Origin of the sequence: Hirschia baltica ATCC 49814 (assembly GCF_000023785.1) — a bacterium.
Lineage (GTDB): Bacteria > Pseudomonadota > Alphaproteobacteria > Caulobacterales > Hyphomonadaceae > Hirschia > Hirschia baltica.
Map to the genome: position 1 here is coordinate 473,655 of NC_012982.1, position 14,385 is coordinate 488,039.

The window sequence follows — 14,385 nt, forward strand, 5'->3', positions numbered from 1 at the left end:
ATTTTGCGCACGGGGAGTGCGTGGCTGTTTTATGCGATATGGATTAAGCCAATGCGCGTAAAGGATCAACTAGGAAGCGTGTGTGAGAAATTGTCCTTGGGGCGGATATGCGTATTTAATGAAGTTTAGGCCTACATCTTTAATTCGATTGGGTATTCCACGCCGACGCGGATGACTGGCGTTTTATATATGAATTTAGGCGCGAACCTTGCGCTTTGCATTGCTTCTATTGCTGCAGGTTCATATTCAGCGAAGTCGCATTTAGCCGTTAAGTCGAAAGGGATTCCCTGTATGTCTACCGACAGTGTGACAATGCAACTTGCTGACTTTCTAGTTTGCATCAAAACTTCAATTAATGGCTCGACATTTGGTGGGGTGGTTGGTTGTGCACTTGGGTCATGCACTGTCACAGGTTTTAGGTCGTTTGATTCAGGATTTGCTATAGCTGAAGTGTAATGTGTGGTCATCAGAAATGCGATGATAGTTAAGGTCATGCGAAGCATAATAATTCCCCCCCCAAAAATAGAAAATTTAAATCTACTATGCACAATGTTAGGTTGTTGTCTATGTGCTGAAAAATTCCAACTAGAGAGAAAAATTCATATCATGCTATGATATACAAAAGTCGTTGTATCAGGACCGATCAGTATGGCACGTCCCGAATATAAGTTGCGGTTGAAAGCATGGCGCACGCATGGATTCTTGAAATCGCGTGAGCCTTTTTCCAATAAAGACCGTGAGAAGCTGCACGGGTTTTCCAATGTTGAATTGGCGGCGGCGGCGCGCAATAACGACCATTGCGAACAGGGCCGTAAAGCTGCAGCGGATCGGTTGCTGGCGATGGGCGGACAGATTTCTGATGCGGATATTATTGTCCCAGGTTTTGTGAAAACGACAAAATTACCCAAGTTGAAAAAAGTGTTTTTTGGAATGAAGCGCGCAATCCGCTTGTGGGCGGGCTGGATGATGTTGGTTAGCATTATCTGTGCATTTGGGGCGATCATTTATAGCGTTGAACATGAAGATACAGCTTTGCAACAAGCAAAAGAGGTCGGCCTTATAACGGCGGAAGAATTTTACAACGCTGACCGTGATTTAACCGATGAAGAATTTGAGGCGGCGCGCGCGCTTGATTCCATGCGGATTGATGCATTTCAATCGCAAAATTCTCTGCGTGATTATTTGCTGATTAAAGCCGAAACGACACCAGCCGGACAAAAAATGATGTGGGGTGAGAGAGTGGGGTATGCTGCTATCACCGTCCTGACAATCTCTACTTTGGTTTGGTTTGTATTTGTTGTGTTTCGGGGGCAACCGGCGCGGATTTTATTGCTGCGCAAATTCAATGATAAGAAGGTTTCAAAATCACTGTCTCACGTTATTTCCAGTCACATTACGCCCTTTGGGCATACGACAACTTTATCTGATAAATTCTTCAAGAAGTCAGCTTGGTCTTGGCTGTTGGATATCATACCGCGTCATTGGGCATTAATACCGATCACGCCGGTCTGGATGATTATACGGCTATTTTTTCGCCAGTTTAACCGCGCAAAATGGGGACCTGTTTGGGTGGGGTCGGCACGCAATTATCGGTGTCTGGCAAAGCGATTGCGTGATCGAATTCCATTGAATTTCATTGTTTCCTGTTCGTCCAATAAAGAAGCTTTCATGGTGCGCACGCATGATAATTGGTGGCAGGAAGTGATCAAAATGATCATGAATTCGTCCGATGTTATTGTCGTGGACTTGTCCAATGTGACGGCGGGTACGGAATGGGAGCTAGAAAGGCTGGATGCAACCCAAATGTGGAAGCGTTCGGTTTTTATTGCGCATGAAGATACGCGGGAAAAAGCCTTAGCCTCTATTCATGCCTATGAATGGCGCAAGGACGTTCAGCTATTTACCTATGATCGCGTCGGTGAATTAGGCCAAGATGCCAAAACGCAATTTCGCGAAGCAATGCTTACCCGCATTGGCCAGACAGCTGAGACTTATGTGAAGACATAGTCGTTTCGTGTTTGTGCGCTGGGTGAAGCTAAGAGCTTAACTTATGTCAGGAATGTTCTGTGTTGGTGATGATGTCTGTGGTGACTGAATTTGCGATAAAGCAGTGCTCATGCGCAGCGTGGTGGAGCTGATCTATCTGCGCAGGAGATGGTCTTTCACCCTCATAGGTGACGACAGGGTTGAGCGTGACCTTCGTCACAGCCATACGGCCAGCCGCATTTTTGCTGAGTTCGCCTTCAGCTTTGTCGGTGTAGCTGTTGACCACAAAGCCAGCATCGCGAGCCATGTGGAGATAAAAGAGCATATGGCAGCTGGATAGAGAGGCAATGAAGGCTTCTTCAGGGTCTATATTTTCTTCAACGGAATAGGGCAAAGGCACGATATGAGGAGATGCAGAAGCAGGCACTTTCAGGCCGCCATCAAATTCCCATTCATGGGCACGTGAATGCTTGTTGGCTTTGAAGTCAGCGTTGTCACGGGACCATGTGATTGTTGCGAAATGCTTTGCCAATATCAGTTCTCCAATAAAAAAGCAGGTATCGAATGTGTATCAATACCTGCTTTAAAATTTTAGCGATAGAATAGCGCTTATTTCTTGTCGTAAATCGCTTCTTTTTTGAAGTGTTTGGCAAGAAGGTAGTAAACCACGGCGCGGAATTTGTTGCGCTCTGATTTGCCGTATTTTTCGATGACTGCGTCAATCGCTGTGTCTAGCTCTGGGCTGTCTTTTAGGCCAAGCTTCTTAATCAAGAAGTTGTTCTTTACAGTTTCAAGCTCTTTTTTGTCAGTGGCTGACACAGTTGAAGAGTCTTTGTTGTAGATTGAAGGACCACAACCGATTGTCACCTTTGTTAGGAAATCCATGTCAGGTGTTTCACCGCATTTTTCTTTAAGGTCAGCGGCATATTTGGCAATGAGATCGTCGCGTTTGCTCATAATTTTCCCCTCCAAAGTGGAATCAAATTGCGATTAACCAAGACTTTCAATGAATTTGAAGCAATTGGCAACTCTCTGATGCAGTCGTAATGTCAATCAGGGATAGGCAATAGGACGCAGGGTTGCGCTAGTAAAGGCGGCGCGCTTTGACCCGTATAGGTTGGGGTTCTGGTGGCGGTGTGAGTAGGCCTTCGAGGAAAGCTGCGAGATCAGGCATTTTAGGGCCGCGCCCAGGTTTGTCATCATCATCGTCATCTTTGCCAAATTTGTTCATAATGGCGATGCCCATTTGGACAGATCCGAAGGTTAGGCCAAGGAAAAATGTCAATATAAACAAAGCAACCCATTTGTCTTGAGAAGCAAATATGAGTGTTCTCAGGTTTGCAATATCGAAAGCTAAAAGCATGGCAACAAAGAAGATGCTGAAAGCAAAACCTGACAAAGCTTTCCCTGCTAACATGCGCAAATATTTGGCTGTTTTGTCCGCCTTAGCGGCATGAGCTTGAAGTGGCTCTGAAGGGGATTTTTCGTCTACCATGATATTAATATAGGCTGGCTTTCAAATATTCCAATATGGCTAAGGGATAAGTGTGACATTTAACCACTTTACCTTCAGCAAGTTTCGTACCTGTTACCACCAAGGATAATATCAATATTTAAGTTTAGACCAGAGAATAATTGAATGAGATAGAAATGCGAAGATCTTCTCCCATATTGGCAGTCACCTCATGACGTAGCCAGCTTTCCCACATCATCACTGTGCCCGGTTCGGGTTTTTCATAGACGAAACGTTTGGCAGATAAGGGCGCATCTTTAGCGATAGCAGGGGCATTCATCATCATTGCAAGGCGTGGATCTTCTAATTTTAGTGCGCCAGCCCCCTCCGGGGTTTTGACATAATACGTGCCGGAGATCACTGAATGGGGATGGATGTGACCAGAATGTGCCGCGAGTGGATTGAGGATATTAATCCAGAAACTATCCATTTCCCATTTGGCGCAACCAATATCCATATGGCTTGCCTTGGCAAATTCATCCGCTTTGGCGTCTAGTTTTGCTTTTAAGGTTGCGAAGGCGCTGGCACGGTCTGGCAGGTCGTTGAGGGATGCATAGGATGTATATCCATCATAGCCGTTTTCATCACACCATTTTTGGCCGGCTTCATCATCTTCGGCAATTTGCAAACAGGCTGTTTCTAGGTCTTGGTTCAGCTCTGCCCAGTCTTTATCTTGCGTGAGGCTATCGCGCAGAAGCTGGGTGATGAAAAGGGATTGGATACTCATATCTGTGCCTCATAATGGAGGAATAAAAAAGGCGACCTGATCTGGAGTATCAAGCCGCCTTTTATGTGTCGTTAATTGCGTGTGTTTATTTGCGGCGGAAAGCATCAAGAGACACGACAGTGCCTTCAGCTTCGCCCTCGCTTTTGTCTTTGTCGCTTTTTTCTTCTGAAACAGCTTCGGCAATTTCTGTTGTGTCGTCACCAAATTCGATTTGTTGACCCCCTTCGATCAAGGCTGTCGTGCCCATCTCGAATACCAGTCCATAATTGACGGATGGATCAAAGAAGCGAGTGACGGCTGCATACGGAATAACAAGGTGCTGAGGGACGCCGCCAAATTTCAAGACGATTTCGAAATTGTCGTCATTCACTTCCAGATCCCAATATTGGTGCTGAACAACAATTGTCATCTCTTCAGGGAAACGGTCTTTGATGGCATCAGCCATGCTTATGCCCGGAGCCGCTGTTTTGAACGTAATGTAGAAATGGTGTCCGCCGGGAAGAGACTCACCTTTGGCTGCAAATCTTAGCGCTTCGCGCATCACGCCTTTTAACGCGGCTTCAGAAAGAGCTTTGTAGCCAATAAGGTCTTCAGAGTTGCCTGAACCCATTCCATCTTTAGTCATAAACCATTCTCCAGCAGAATTAGATAGCAGGGATTAAGCAGCTTAGCGGCTACGTCAATCCCGTTCTTTTCATGGGCGAGCGGTTTTTAATTGGTTCGCTCTTTTAAGAGGATGAACTTTATAACCACAAAAGCCCATCTTAGCACGAAATGAATGAATTTCTAACTTAGATAAAACGAGAGTTCTTCAAGGTTGAAGGAAAGATGGCGGGATGGCCATCAAGCATATGTTTTTTAAGACATATTCTTATCAAAACGAGTTTTTATTTTTTGTTGATTTGGTAGTGTTGGGTTAGATTTTTTGTCAATCTAGGCGCATGATCCGGTGTTAAATAGCGTATTGTATTGTCATAAATTACAATGGTGTATTGTCTTTGTAAAAAAATGAAATTTGTTGGATATTTAAGTTACGTCTGAGGTGCAGAAGCGCCTCAGACGCATGTAAGTTGGTTATTTGCTTAGCGCTTGTTCTAGGTCAGCAATCAAATCGTCTGAGTCTTCAATACCGATAGAAATCCGCACAAGGTTTGGTGCAGCACCGGCGGCAATTTTTTCAGCATCAGATAGCTGACTATGTGTTGTTGAAGCGGGGTGAATTATCAAGGATTTTGCATCACCAAGATTAGCCACATGGCTGAACAGCTCCAAGTTTTCGATCAATTTTACACACGCGTCGTGTCCGCCTTTAAGCTGAATAGTGAATAATCCACCAGCGCCTTTGGGACAGATTTTTGCGACACGGCTGTGATAGGGGGAGGATGGCAGGCCTGCATAGGTGACAGCCTCGACAGCATCATGATTTTCAAGCCATGCAGAGATGATTTGAGCGTTTTTGACGTGTTCGCGCATACGCAGAGATAGTGTTTCTATACCCATAAGCGTATAATGTGCACCTTGTGGGTTCATCGTCATGCCAAGATCACGCAATCCAATGGCGATTCCGTGGAATGTGAATGCCATAGGGCCAAGCGCTTCCGCGAAGATTAAGCCATGATAAGCTGGTTCTGGTTGAGAGAGTGATGGGAATTTATCCGATGCCATCCAGTCAAATTTTCCAGAATCAACAACACAGCCACCTGTCACAGAGCCATTTCCTGTGAGGTATTTGGTTGTGGAGTGCACAACTAATGTTGCGCCATGGTCAATTGGGTTACACAAATATGGTGTAGCAGTGGTGTTATCAACGATAAGCGGAATGCCAGCTTTATCTGATACCGCAGAGATTGCATCTAAGTCAGTGATATAACCGCCCGGGTTCGCGATACTCTCACAGAAGACTGCGCGTGTATCATCATCAATGGCGTCAGCGACAGCTTGAGTGTCGTCAAAGTCTACAAATTTTGCGGACCAGCCAAAGCGTTTAATCGTTTGAGAAAATTGAGTGAGCGTGCCGCCATATAAGCGTGTTGAAGCGACGATATTTTTGCCCGGTCCCATAAGCGGGAAAAGCGCCAAGATTTGTGCAGCGTGACCAGATGAACAACAGACAGCACCTGCACCGCCTTCAAGTGCTGCGATACGTTCTTGTAAAGCACCAACAGTTGGGTTGGTGAGGCGGGAATAGATATAGCCAACTTCTTTTAACGCAAACAGGTTTGCCGCATGCTCTGGGCTTTTGAAGACATAAGCAGTTGATTGATAGATTGGCGTGTTGCGGGCACCTGTGGCTGGATCAGGAGCTGCACCAGCATGGAGTTGTTTGGTGGTAAAGCCGTGTTTTGCTGCATCAGTCATATCAAATAGCCCTATTAAATGAAGTAATTTTGGGTGAGGATATTGCGTGGTTAAGGATAAGTCCATCGCGTTTTTTGTGATAGTTTTCAGCTTTTTATCCTGATCTGGAATTGACCGCTTTAGCTTTCATATATTTCCAGTGGTAAATCGTCTGGGTCTGCAAAAAATGTGAAGCGTTTGCCTGTGAATTCATCAGTTCGGATGGGCTCTACGTCTATATTGTGTGCTGTAAGATGAGCGATAAATGGCTCTAATTTATCCACGCAGAAGGCTAAATGACGAAGCCCTTGGGCTTCTGGATAGCTTGGACGGGGCGGGGCATCGGGAAATGAGAAAAGTTCGATTTGTCCACCATCGGGCAGGCGAAGGTCGAGTTTGTAGGAATTGCGAGCTTCACGGTAGTTTTCCGCGACGACCTCAAGACCTAAAATATCAATATAGAAATGTTTTGAACGCTGGTAATCTGAACAGATTATCGCTGCATGATGAATGGATTTGAGCATTGAGCTTGGCCTGATCATTTGAATGCTCAAAAGGATAAGATGTTCGTTATTTAATGTCTATTGCTGTGGGGAGATGGGAATATCGAAAACAATGAGGAGAGGCCTCAAGGCCGAGGGAGAAAATCATTCGGCCTTGAGGATTTTGTTTAGAATTGAGTGCGCAAGCCAAACACGACATTGCGTCCGCGTAGTGGAGATTGGTTTTTCACAAAGGACGTGTGAACAAAGGCCAGTTCATCTAGCAAGTTTGTTGCGCGAATGAACAATTCTGTTGATTGATCTGAATCTGCATTGAACTTGTAGGATGCTGTGGCATTCAGCATGTTATAGCCATCTGTTTGTGTCTCATATGACGCGACACTGTCCTGTTCGAAAGTGTGGTAGAACTCGACATCGGCAACAATTGGACCTTGGTTCCATTCATAGCGCCCACCTAATCGACCGGGTGGAATACGAGGTAAATTGTCGTCCTCTTTGCTCATTTCAGCATCGACATAATCACCAAATAGTGTTGCGCGGCCATTTGAAGAAAGCTCGAAGCTGATTTGTCCATCAATACCGGTAAATTTGGCATCGGCTGCGACATAAAGCAGATAATTATGGGGCGTGCCTGTTTCGCTGTCTGTTTCGATTAGGCGTGCAAAAATGTAGTCTTCTATGTCTTGGTGGAAAAGGCCAATTTCATACTGAATTGATCCCAGAGTTTTGCGGAAAGTTAGATTAAGGGAATCGGTCGACTCCATCACATCTGTTGTGCTTTCAGGGAATCTAGAAGAGGCTCGGCGCGATTGGGATAGCCCAACTTCATAACTATTGGTCGCTAGGTTATTTCCATATGCGTATAGTTCGCGGATATTTGGAGCGCGTTCAGAATGGGCAATAGATGCCGCTATTGCATAGCCGTCGCTAATATTCCATGTGGCTCCAAGAGAAGCTGAGAGAGGTTCATGTTTTGCGGCTGGATGTCTCTCTTTGAACAATTCAATGTTTTCATCCTTTATAGTTTCTCTCCAGTTTTCTCCATACCACGGAATGAAAATATCGTCATACAGGTCCGATAATTCAGGTGATAATTGTATGCGATATTGAGGTATCGTGACACTGATTTCACGCCAATCTTTGCGGATTGCAAAATCAAGATCGACTGCACCAAATGAACGCGTTTCATTGAGGAATACGCCGACATTTTCGGTTAGATGGTATGAAGGGCCGTCAAACCCAAGTCCGTTTTCGGGAAACGCCTTATGCAAGTCGTTGACGTTAATTCCGTTAAATTCACCATCAGTATATTGCACGCCAAAAGTGCCGGAAAAACCAGCTATTGCTGCATGAGTTAGCTCAAGACGGCCATCATATACTTCATTGGTGTAATTGGTGAAAATAAAGGGACCATCGACCTCGTCATGTGCATAATCTGTGTAAGATAATCGTATACGTGTGTGATCAATACCTGGGATTAGTTTTTCATAATCTGCGCGAACGTCATAGCGGTCTGCGCGAAGGTTGATTTTTGCTGTGTGTTCGTCTGATGAACCAAAAGGGTCTTCGTAAGCGCCATGGGAGGCACAGTGTAGGTCTGTTCCGTGTGTGTGACAGACCGCATTTTTGTGGGAGTGACCCGGCAGACCGTATTCACTATCTAATCGAGAATAGGCTGCGCCGATATAGCCTTTAGGAACAAGCCAAGACCCACCAATGCTATAGCCATCGCCTTTGGAGAAAGAGTCGCGAAGTTCATCGCTGCCAAAATTTTTGGGGACGGAATAGTTTTCGCTGGAACGGTTAAAGCCTTCAAGGTGAAAAGCAAATTGTCCTACAGACGCAGTTGCGCGCGCGGCCATGGAGGCTTCTTGATCGCCCATGCCATAGCGCGCTTCTGCGCCGCCTGAAAAACCGTCTTCAGGCAGTGATTTAGGGATTTTGCTGTCAATTAAATTGACTGCGCCATTGAGAGCATTTCCGCCATAACGGGCAGCTGCAGAACCGCGTAGGACTTCAATTCCATCCAGCAATAATGGTTCGCTGGTGATTGCATGGTCAGGCGCGACGGATGACACGTCAAATAGGTTTGCGCCATCAGATAATATTTCGATACGCGGGACGGTTTGTCCACGAATAACTGGGCGCGATGCACCACCGCCAAAATTGTCTAAGTGAACACCCGGTAATCCTGCTAGAGTTTCACCTAGTCCGCCCAGACGTCTGTTTGCTAATTCCTCACCCGATAGCACCATTACCGGCAAAGAAGTGATCGCGTTTCGGCCTGCAAGTGTACTTGTCACAACGACAGTATCGATGCGTTGCGTCTCACTCGTTTCAGATCCCTCTGATTTTGTTTCGACTGTATCGGCGTAAGCAACACCGCTGCCAATCATCGAAATTGCAGTGCTGAGTACTAAATTTTTCCAAAGTAAATTCACGTTATGTCCCCATTGAGCGAAATCAATTATGTAATGTTATAACATAACATTGTCAATCAACGAATCGAGCAAATTGGAAGTTTTGGAGTGGGTGGATTTGCGAGCGAATTATTTTTGAAAGAGTGAGCTTCTTGGGTGATTGAATGAAGCTTCTCACCTTATGCTTTCACAGCATCGGCCTTGCGTGATGTAGAAAACAATCAGGTATTTGGTTATTTAAATAGCTGGCCGTTTTGCCTGTTGCACATAGTTATGACACCGGTTACCTTATCGCGTAAATATAAGATCAGTAGATACTGGTGCGGGCATAAATATAAAGAGGCTGTGTCATGGTCCGATTTTATTGCCAGTCGCCAGTTTTGATTAAAACAGATTGGGAGGAATAATCTGTGAAAATACTATCGGCACTATTTGCTTGCACTATTTTAAGTGGGGCACCCTTTGTAGCGGCATATGCACAAAATCAGCTCGAGGTGTCTGATAATGGGCGATATCTGCAGCGAGAGACGGGGGAGCCGTTCTTTTATATGGGAGACACAGCTTGGGCCATTTTTCATCGCTTAAACAAAGAAGAAGTGGATCAGTATTTAACCGATCGTGCAGAAAAAGGATTCACTGTCATTCAAGCGGTTGTTCTATCAGAGCTGAATGGCATTTACACACCAAATGCAAACGGTGATATGCCGCTGACCGATTTAGATCCAGCCCAGCCAAATGAAGCTTATTTTAAGCACGTTGATTATGTCGTGGAGAAAGCCAATTCATTGGGCATGACCGTCGGGATGCTTCCATCATGGGGCCATTATTGGCGCGATGGGGACAGGCTTATCTTTACGCCAGAGAACGCTAAGACATTTGGAAAGTTTCTAGGCAAACGCTATCAGGAAAATGATGTTATCTGGATATTAGGTGGCGATTCAAATGCACGGTCTGACGCAGAGCGTGCAAACATTGAAGCGATGGCAATAGGGTTAGGGGTTGGAGATAAGGGCAAACATCTTATCACTTTTCATCCGCGTGGACCGGGGCAATCATCCGTGCAGTTTAAAGATGCTGAATGGCTTGATTTTTATATGAACCAATCATCCCATGCGGCACCAAATCATGACACCGGCTTATACGCTGAATATGATCGGTCTCTGGATGTCGTTAAACCCACTCTTGATGGTGAGCCGCGCTATGAAGGTATTCCTGTCGGGTTTTACAATAAAGGCCATGATCCCCGTATAAGGTTCAATGATGATGATGCGAGGCAAGCGGCTTGGTGGTCTGTATTGGCAGGGGCTGCAGGGCATACATATGGAAACAATAATGTTTGGCAAATGTGGTCGCCCAAACACGAACCTGCGATTGGGGCAAATATCCCATGGTCAGAGGCCATTGAGCATCCGGGAGCGCGTCAAATGGGATATATGCGCCGCTTTATGGAAGAGCATCACTTTGAAACGCTTGTTCCAGATCAGTCTTTGATCCTAGATGGCCCTGTGCATGGGGCTGCTAAAATACGTGCTGCCCGAAGTGAAGATGGGGCGCGTATTATTGCGTATTCGCCGCGTGGAGAGGCGCTGACTTTAGATCTCAACAATCTAAGCTCAGCTATGCATAAGCAAGTCTGGTTTGATCCGCGCTATGGCGTGTCTTATGAGTTTCGCAACGAGCAAAGTCACGGTATTCAATCATTTGTTCCACCTACCTCAGGGAAAGGGGAAGATTGGGTCTTATTGTTAGAAGCAAGTCCTAAAGAATAAAATTTGTGATCTCGCTGGTTGCCGAAAATCTGGCAATCAGCGGGTGCGCGCTCTTTACAAAAAATAAATCGCCCACCTCTAGTAATGAGAATCATTCTCACTAAATGGTTAGAATTGGTTCTTTTGCCATATGGCAGTTAACGGGAGTTGGTTATGAATCGCGCTGTTCTAAAGACTATATCTTATGGGGTGATGCATTTTACTGTTGCGATCGCTGTTGCCTTTGCGCTGACTCAAGATTGGCGAATTGCTTTAAGCGTAGGTGTGATCGAACCTTTCGTGCAGACTTTTGCCTATACGATACATGAGCGTATTTGGAGGCGGACTGGCGGTTTGGACGGTGCTGTCGATGAATCCGTCTCTCAGATAGATCAACATATACATAAACATGCGGGATTTGTGTGAAGAGGGAAGAGCAAATAAAGCTTCTTCGTTTTAAACGAAAAAGAGGAAGCGCAAGAGCCTCTGAATTGGATTCTATCTGGCAATGAAGATAAGTGGAAGCTTCTGTTGCCAGGTGCTTCCGAACCCCGCCTAGAGTGCTAAAAGTCCCTAGGAGTTTATGCGGTTTGTTCGCACAGCTTACGCTGCGAGAAGCTCACCTTCAGCAAAGTTGTCATTTGCAACTATTTGCGATTGGGCTTCTAACGGGGCCCATTCGAACGAAATACAAGTCTTTACACGTCCGTCGATCCTATTTCGGCCCCAAATCCAACAGCCAAATGAGCTGGTTAATATGGTGGAGCCGCCGGGTACCGCCCCCGGGTCCGAGCCGTTTATTACACAAGGGTTTATCGTTATAGTTCCGAAGAACAGATCTAATATAGGCGCGAATGCTTAACAGGAAAAGCGCTGAAGGTGATAAAAATCCGAAAAGCCGCTAAAAAAACGGTTTTTACCTGAAATATCAGTAATATAAGAAGTGATAAGCATATTTGGGGATGTTTTGAAGTATCCAGAAAATAGATCTTAAAGCACTTAAATGATGAACTGTTACAATAGTGGAATTTGTACGATCTGTTCATTGGAGAAATTTGTTTTCTGAATGAATAGCTAACATGATTTCCCAAATTACTGATTCTATAGTAAGCTTCTTTTTACCAGCATAGCGGGACGCCCCAATTGCTAGCCTATATCGTTGAAGGAATTGCTGTTTTCCTTTGGTGGATGCAGGTGTGCAATAAATAATAATCGGGGTGCCGGGTGTGCTGTTGCTAAAAATGGAGGAACACGCATGAACAGATATTCTAAGACACGAACGGATGAGACCGAGACGAATGCGCTTGCACGCCGGCTCGTTGAGCGTTCTGGCCTTGATGAAGGCCAAGCCAATCAAGCGGTTGATGACTATCTCCACGCGGAAGGAGGAAGCTTTGCAAGTGGTGTTGTGCCTAAGCGAAGTGGAAAAGTAGATTTATCCCGCGCGAATTAAAGCGCCGACAACCAGATTTAGATTTGTAAATGTAACGTGACGATAGCGAGTCAGCAGTTTCTTGCCTGCTGTTGGCTCTGCTGTTGTCACGTTTTTTATTGATATGGACACATTGTTTCCCCTAGCAAGAAAAGCTGTGGTGTGGTGAGCTCCTGTTTAGGAATGGGTTGCTAGACTCCGAGGAAATTATGGTCATTGAGGATTGGTCTCCAAGAAAGAGGCCGGATATTGCGGCAATCGAAGGACGCTTTGTGCGTTTGGACAAGCTTAGCTCTAAGAAACATGCAAAAGGCTTGTTTGAGACCCTTGCGACGCCAGATGAAAGAGAACGCGCGCACTTTTTAAAGGTGGAAGGCGGCGAGACATTTGATGGGTTCCAAAAATGGATTGATCGTTGTGAACATAATTCCGTTGATGAATTTTACGCTGTTATAGATCCGGCAACAGGCAAGGCGATAGGGAAACAGGCATTCCTGCGCATTGATACAGCAAATGGAAGTGTGGAAATGGGCTATGTTCACTGGTCGCCTTTAATGGCACGCAGCCCCAAATCGACCGAAGCTTTCTATCTAATGGCAAAATATGTATTTGAAGATCTGGGGTATCGCAGATTTGAGTGGAAATGCGATAGCTTGAATGCGCCGTCCTGGGCTGCGGCTGAGCGCTTTGGAATGAAGTTTGAGGGCATATTTCGTAAACACATGGTTCGATTTGGCAAGAACAGAGATACGGCTTGGTTCTCTCTTATCGACACAGAATGGCCGGCGACGAAAAAAGGGTTTGAAGTCTGGTTCTCACCAGACAATTTTGATCAGAATGGCCAACAAAAATCCAAACTCTATGATTGTATTATTCAGGAGCGAGATAAGTCATGAGCATCCAATCAAAACAAGTAGAATATCGCGATGGAGATACAAATTGCATAGGCTTGCTGGCATGGGATGATCAAGCAGGCAAACGACCTTGCGTGTTAGTCGCTCCGGATTGGCGAGGGCGTACTCAATTTAGCGAAGATAAAGCGATTGAGTTGGCTAAGCTTGGTTATGTCGGGTTTGCAATTGATGTGTATGGCGAAGGGCGGTCTGGCAAAAATGCAGATGAAAATGCAGCATTGATGAATCCGTTTATGGAAGACCGGGCAAAATTGAAGCGGCGTTTATTGGCAACTTTGGGAGCTGCGCGAGAGTTTGAAGAAGTTGAAGCCGACAAAATGAGTATTCTTGGTTTTTGCTTCGGTGGTCTGTGTGCTCTAGATCTTGCGCGCGCGGGCGAGGATATTAAAGCGGCGATTAGTTTTCATGGCTTGTTTATACCCAATGGCCTGCCAGAAAATGAAATTAAAGCGAGCGTTCTTGCATTGCACGGATATGACGATCCCAAAGCAAATCCTGAGAGTGTTTTGACGCTCGGAGAGGAATTAACGCGCGCTCGGTGCGATTGGCAAATACATGCATATGGCCAAACCATGCATTCATTCATGAATCCCAAAGCAAATGCGCCGGAAAATGGCCTTCAATACTCTCCCATTGCTGAAAAACGGGCATGGCTAGCCGCTACCCAATTACTTGGCGACGTATTTGGTTAATTTTATCGAGTTTTATGGTTGATGTTCTTAAGGTGCACCAATAAATGTGGGTGGCTGTATAGTTTCTGCTATGGAGCATAGACTGAATTTAAAATAACTGATTCTTACTGAAT

Annotated in this window: 15 protein-coding genes and 1 other RNA gene; 6 read left to right on the plus strand and 10 right to left on the minus strand. The window is 45.4% G+C overall.

What is annotated here, in order from left to right; translation table 11 throughout:
• Positions 1-131: 131 nt before the first annotated feature.
• Complete coding sequence (locus tag HBAL_RS02190) at positions 132-494, minus strand: hypothetical protein (protein ID WP_149037350.1); 363 nt, start codon at positions 492-494, stop codon at positions 132-134.
• Positions 495-648: 154 nt separating this feature from the next.
• On the opposite strand from HBAL_RS02190, the gene HBAL_RS02195 reads away from it, so the two are divergent.
• Positions 649-2,007, plus strand: coding sequence for a hypothetical protein (locus HBAL_RS02195; RefSeq protein WP_015826291.1), 1,359 nt, complete (start codon positions 649-651; stop codon positions 2,005-2,007).
• 46 nt (positions 2,008-2,053) lie between these two features.
• Here the strand turns inward: HBAL_RS02195 and HBAL_RS02200 are convergent, their stop codons facing one another.
• The 8 genes from HBAL_RS02200 to HBAL_RS02235 form a co-directional block, all read right to left on the minus strand.
• Complete coding sequence (locus tag HBAL_RS02200) at positions 2,054-2,518, minus strand: OsmC family protein (RefSeq protein ID WP_015826292.1); 465 nt, start codon at positions 2,516-2,518, stop codon at positions 2,054-2,056.
• Between the two features lie 77 nt (positions 2,519-2,595).
• The gene (locus HBAL_RS02205) at positions 2,596-2,943 is read right to left on the minus strand and encodes a DUF2853 family protein (protein ID WP_015826293.1); all 348 of its coding nucleotides are present in this window, start codon (positions 2,941-2,943) and stop codon (positions 2,596-2,598) included.
• Between the two features lie 127 nt (positions 2,944-3,070).
• Positions 3,071-3,481 carry a hypothetical protein gene (locus tag HBAL_RS02210; RefSeq protein WP_015826294.1) on the minus strand — a complete coding sequence of 137 codons (411 nt, stop codon included), beginning with the start codon at positions 3,479-3,481 and terminating at the stop codon, positions 3,071-3,073.
• A gap of 124 nt (positions 3,482-3,605) precedes the next feature.
• On the minus strand, positions 3,606-4,226 hold the full coding sequence (locus HBAL_RS02215) for a TIGR02466 family protein (RefSeq protein ID WP_015826295.1): 621 nt from the start codon (positions 4,224-4,226) through the stop codon (positions 3,606-3,608).
• 85 nt (positions 4,227-4,311) lie between these two features.
• Positions 4,312-4,851 (minus strand): SspB family protein, encoded by a 540-nt coding sequence (locus tag HBAL_RS02220; RefSeq protein ID WP_015826296.1) that lies wholly within the window; start codon positions 4,849-4,851, stop codon positions 4,312-4,314.
• 449 nt (positions 4,852-5,300) lie between these two features.
• Positions 5,301-6,584 (minus strand): O-acetylhomoserine aminocarboxypropyltransferase/cysteine synthase family protein, encoded by a 1,284-nt coding sequence (locus HBAL_RS02225; protein ID WP_015826297.1) that lies wholly within the window; start codon positions 6,582-6,584, stop codon positions 5,301-5,303.
• Between the two features lie 119 nt (positions 6,585-6,703).
• On the minus strand, positions 6,704-7,087 hold the full coding sequence (gloA2, locus tag HBAL_RS02230) for an SMU1112c/YaeR family gloxylase I-like metalloprotein (protein WP_015826298.1): 384 nt from the start codon (positions 7,085-7,087) through the stop codon (positions 6,704-6,706).
• A 146-nt stretch (positions 7,088-7,233) separates the two neighbouring features.
• Positions 7,234-9,507 (minus strand): TonB-dependent receptor domain-containing protein, encoded by a 2,274-nt coding sequence (locus HBAL_RS02235; protein WP_015826299.1) that lies wholly within the window; start codon positions 9,505-9,507, stop codon positions 7,234-7,236.
• Positions 9,508-9,896: 389 nt separating this feature from the next.
• Between HBAL_RS02235 and HBAL_RS02240 the strand changes: the two genes are divergently transcribed.
• A complete protein-coding gene (locus HBAL_RS02240) occupies positions 9,897-11,255 on the plus strand; it encodes a glycoside hydrolase family 140 protein (protein ID WP_015826300.1) in 1,359 nt (452 codons plus the stop codon).
• Between the two features lie 153 nt (positions 11,256-11,408).
• Positions 11,409-11,660 (plus strand): DUF2061 domain-containing protein, encoded by a 252-nt coding sequence (locus HBAL_RS02245; RefSeq protein WP_015826301.1) that lies wholly within the window; start codon positions 11,409-11,411, stop codon positions 11,658-11,660.
• A gap of 91 nt (positions 11,661-11,751) precedes the next feature.
• On the opposite strand, the gene ssrA is transcribed toward HBAL_RS02245, so the two are convergent.
• Positions 11,752-12,108: a transfer-messenger RNA gene (gene ssrA, locus HBAL_RS16555) on the minus strand.
• A gap of 381 nt (positions 12,109-12,489) precedes the next feature.
• Here ssrA and HBAL_RS02255 point away from each other — a divergent pair.
• The 3 genes from HBAL_RS02255 to HBAL_RS02265 all read left to right on the plus strand — a co-directional run bounded on the left by HBAL_RS02255 (position 12,490) and on the right by HBAL_RS02265 (position 14,272).
• Positions 12,490-12,687 carry a hypothetical protein gene (locus HBAL_RS02255; protein WP_015826303.1) on the plus strand — a complete coding sequence of 66 codons (198 nt, stop codon included), beginning with the start codon at positions 12,490-12,492 and terminating at the stop codon, positions 12,685-12,687.
• A gap of 188 nt (positions 12,688-12,875) precedes the next feature.
• Positions 12,876-13,562: a GNAT family N-acetyltransferase gene (locus HBAL_RS02260; RefSeq protein WP_015826304.1), complete on the plus strand. Its 687-nt coding sequence runs from the start codon at positions 12,876-12,878 to the stop codon at positions 13,560-13,562.
• On the plus strand, positions 13,559-14,272 hold the full coding sequence (locus HBAL_RS02265; RefSeq protein WP_015826305.1) for a dienelactone hydrolase family protein: 714 nt from the start codon (positions 13,559-13,561) through the stop codon (positions 14,270-14,272). Before HBAL_RS02260 ends, HBAL_RS02265 begins: the two co-directional genes overlap by 4 nt.
• Positions 14,273-14,385 lie beyond the last annotated feature (113 nt).

Bases quoted from the DNA above. Each gene is read 5' to 3' on its own strand.
- HBAL_RS02190 (WP_149037350.1), bottom strand. From the start codon at position 494: ATGACCTTAACTATCATCGCATTTCTGATGACCACACATTACACTTCA.
- HBAL_RS02195 (WP_015826291.1), top strand. From the start codon at position 649: ATGGCACGTCCCGAATATAAGTTGCGGTTGAAAGCATGGCGCACGCAT.
- HBAL_RS02205 (WP_015826293.1), bottom strand. From the start codon at position 2,943: ATGAGCAAACGCGACGATCTCATTGCCAAATATGCCGCTGACCTTAAA.
- HBAL_RS02210 (WP_015826294.1), bottom strand. From the start codon at position 3,481: ATGGTAGACGAAAAATCCCCTTCAGAGCCACTTCAAGCTCATGCCGCT.
- HBAL_RS02215 (WP_015826295.1), bottom strand. From the start codon at position 4,226: ATGAGTATCCAATCCCTTTTCATCACCCAGCTTCTGCGCGATAGCCTC.
- HBAL_RS02220 (WP_015826296.1), bottom strand. From the start codon at position 4,851: ATGACTAAAGATGGAATGGGTTCAGGCAACTCTGAAGACCTTATTGGC.
- HBAL_RS02225 (WP_015826297.1), bottom strand. From the start codon at position 6,584: ATGACTGATGCAGCAAAACACGGCTTTACCACCAAACAACTCCATGCT.
- gloA2 (WP_015826298.1), bottom strand. From the start codon at position 7,087: ATGCTCAAATCCATTCATCATGCAGCGATAATCTGTTCAGATTACCAG.
- HBAL_RS02245 (WP_015826301.1), top strand. From the start codon at position 11,409: ATGAATCGCGCTGTTCTAAAGACTATATCTTATGGGGTGATGCATTTT.
- HBAL_RS02255 (WP_015826303.1), top strand. From the start codon at position 12,490: ATGAACAGATATTCTAAGACACGAACGGATGAGACCGAGACGAATGCG.
- HBAL_RS02260 (WP_015826304.1), top strand. From the start codon at position 12,876: ATGGTCATTGAGGATTGGTCTCCAAGAAAGAGGCCGGATATTGCGGCA.
- HBAL_RS02265 (WP_015826305.1), top strand. From the start codon at position 13,559: ATGAGCATCCAATCAAAACAAGTAGAATATCGCGATGGAGATACAAAT.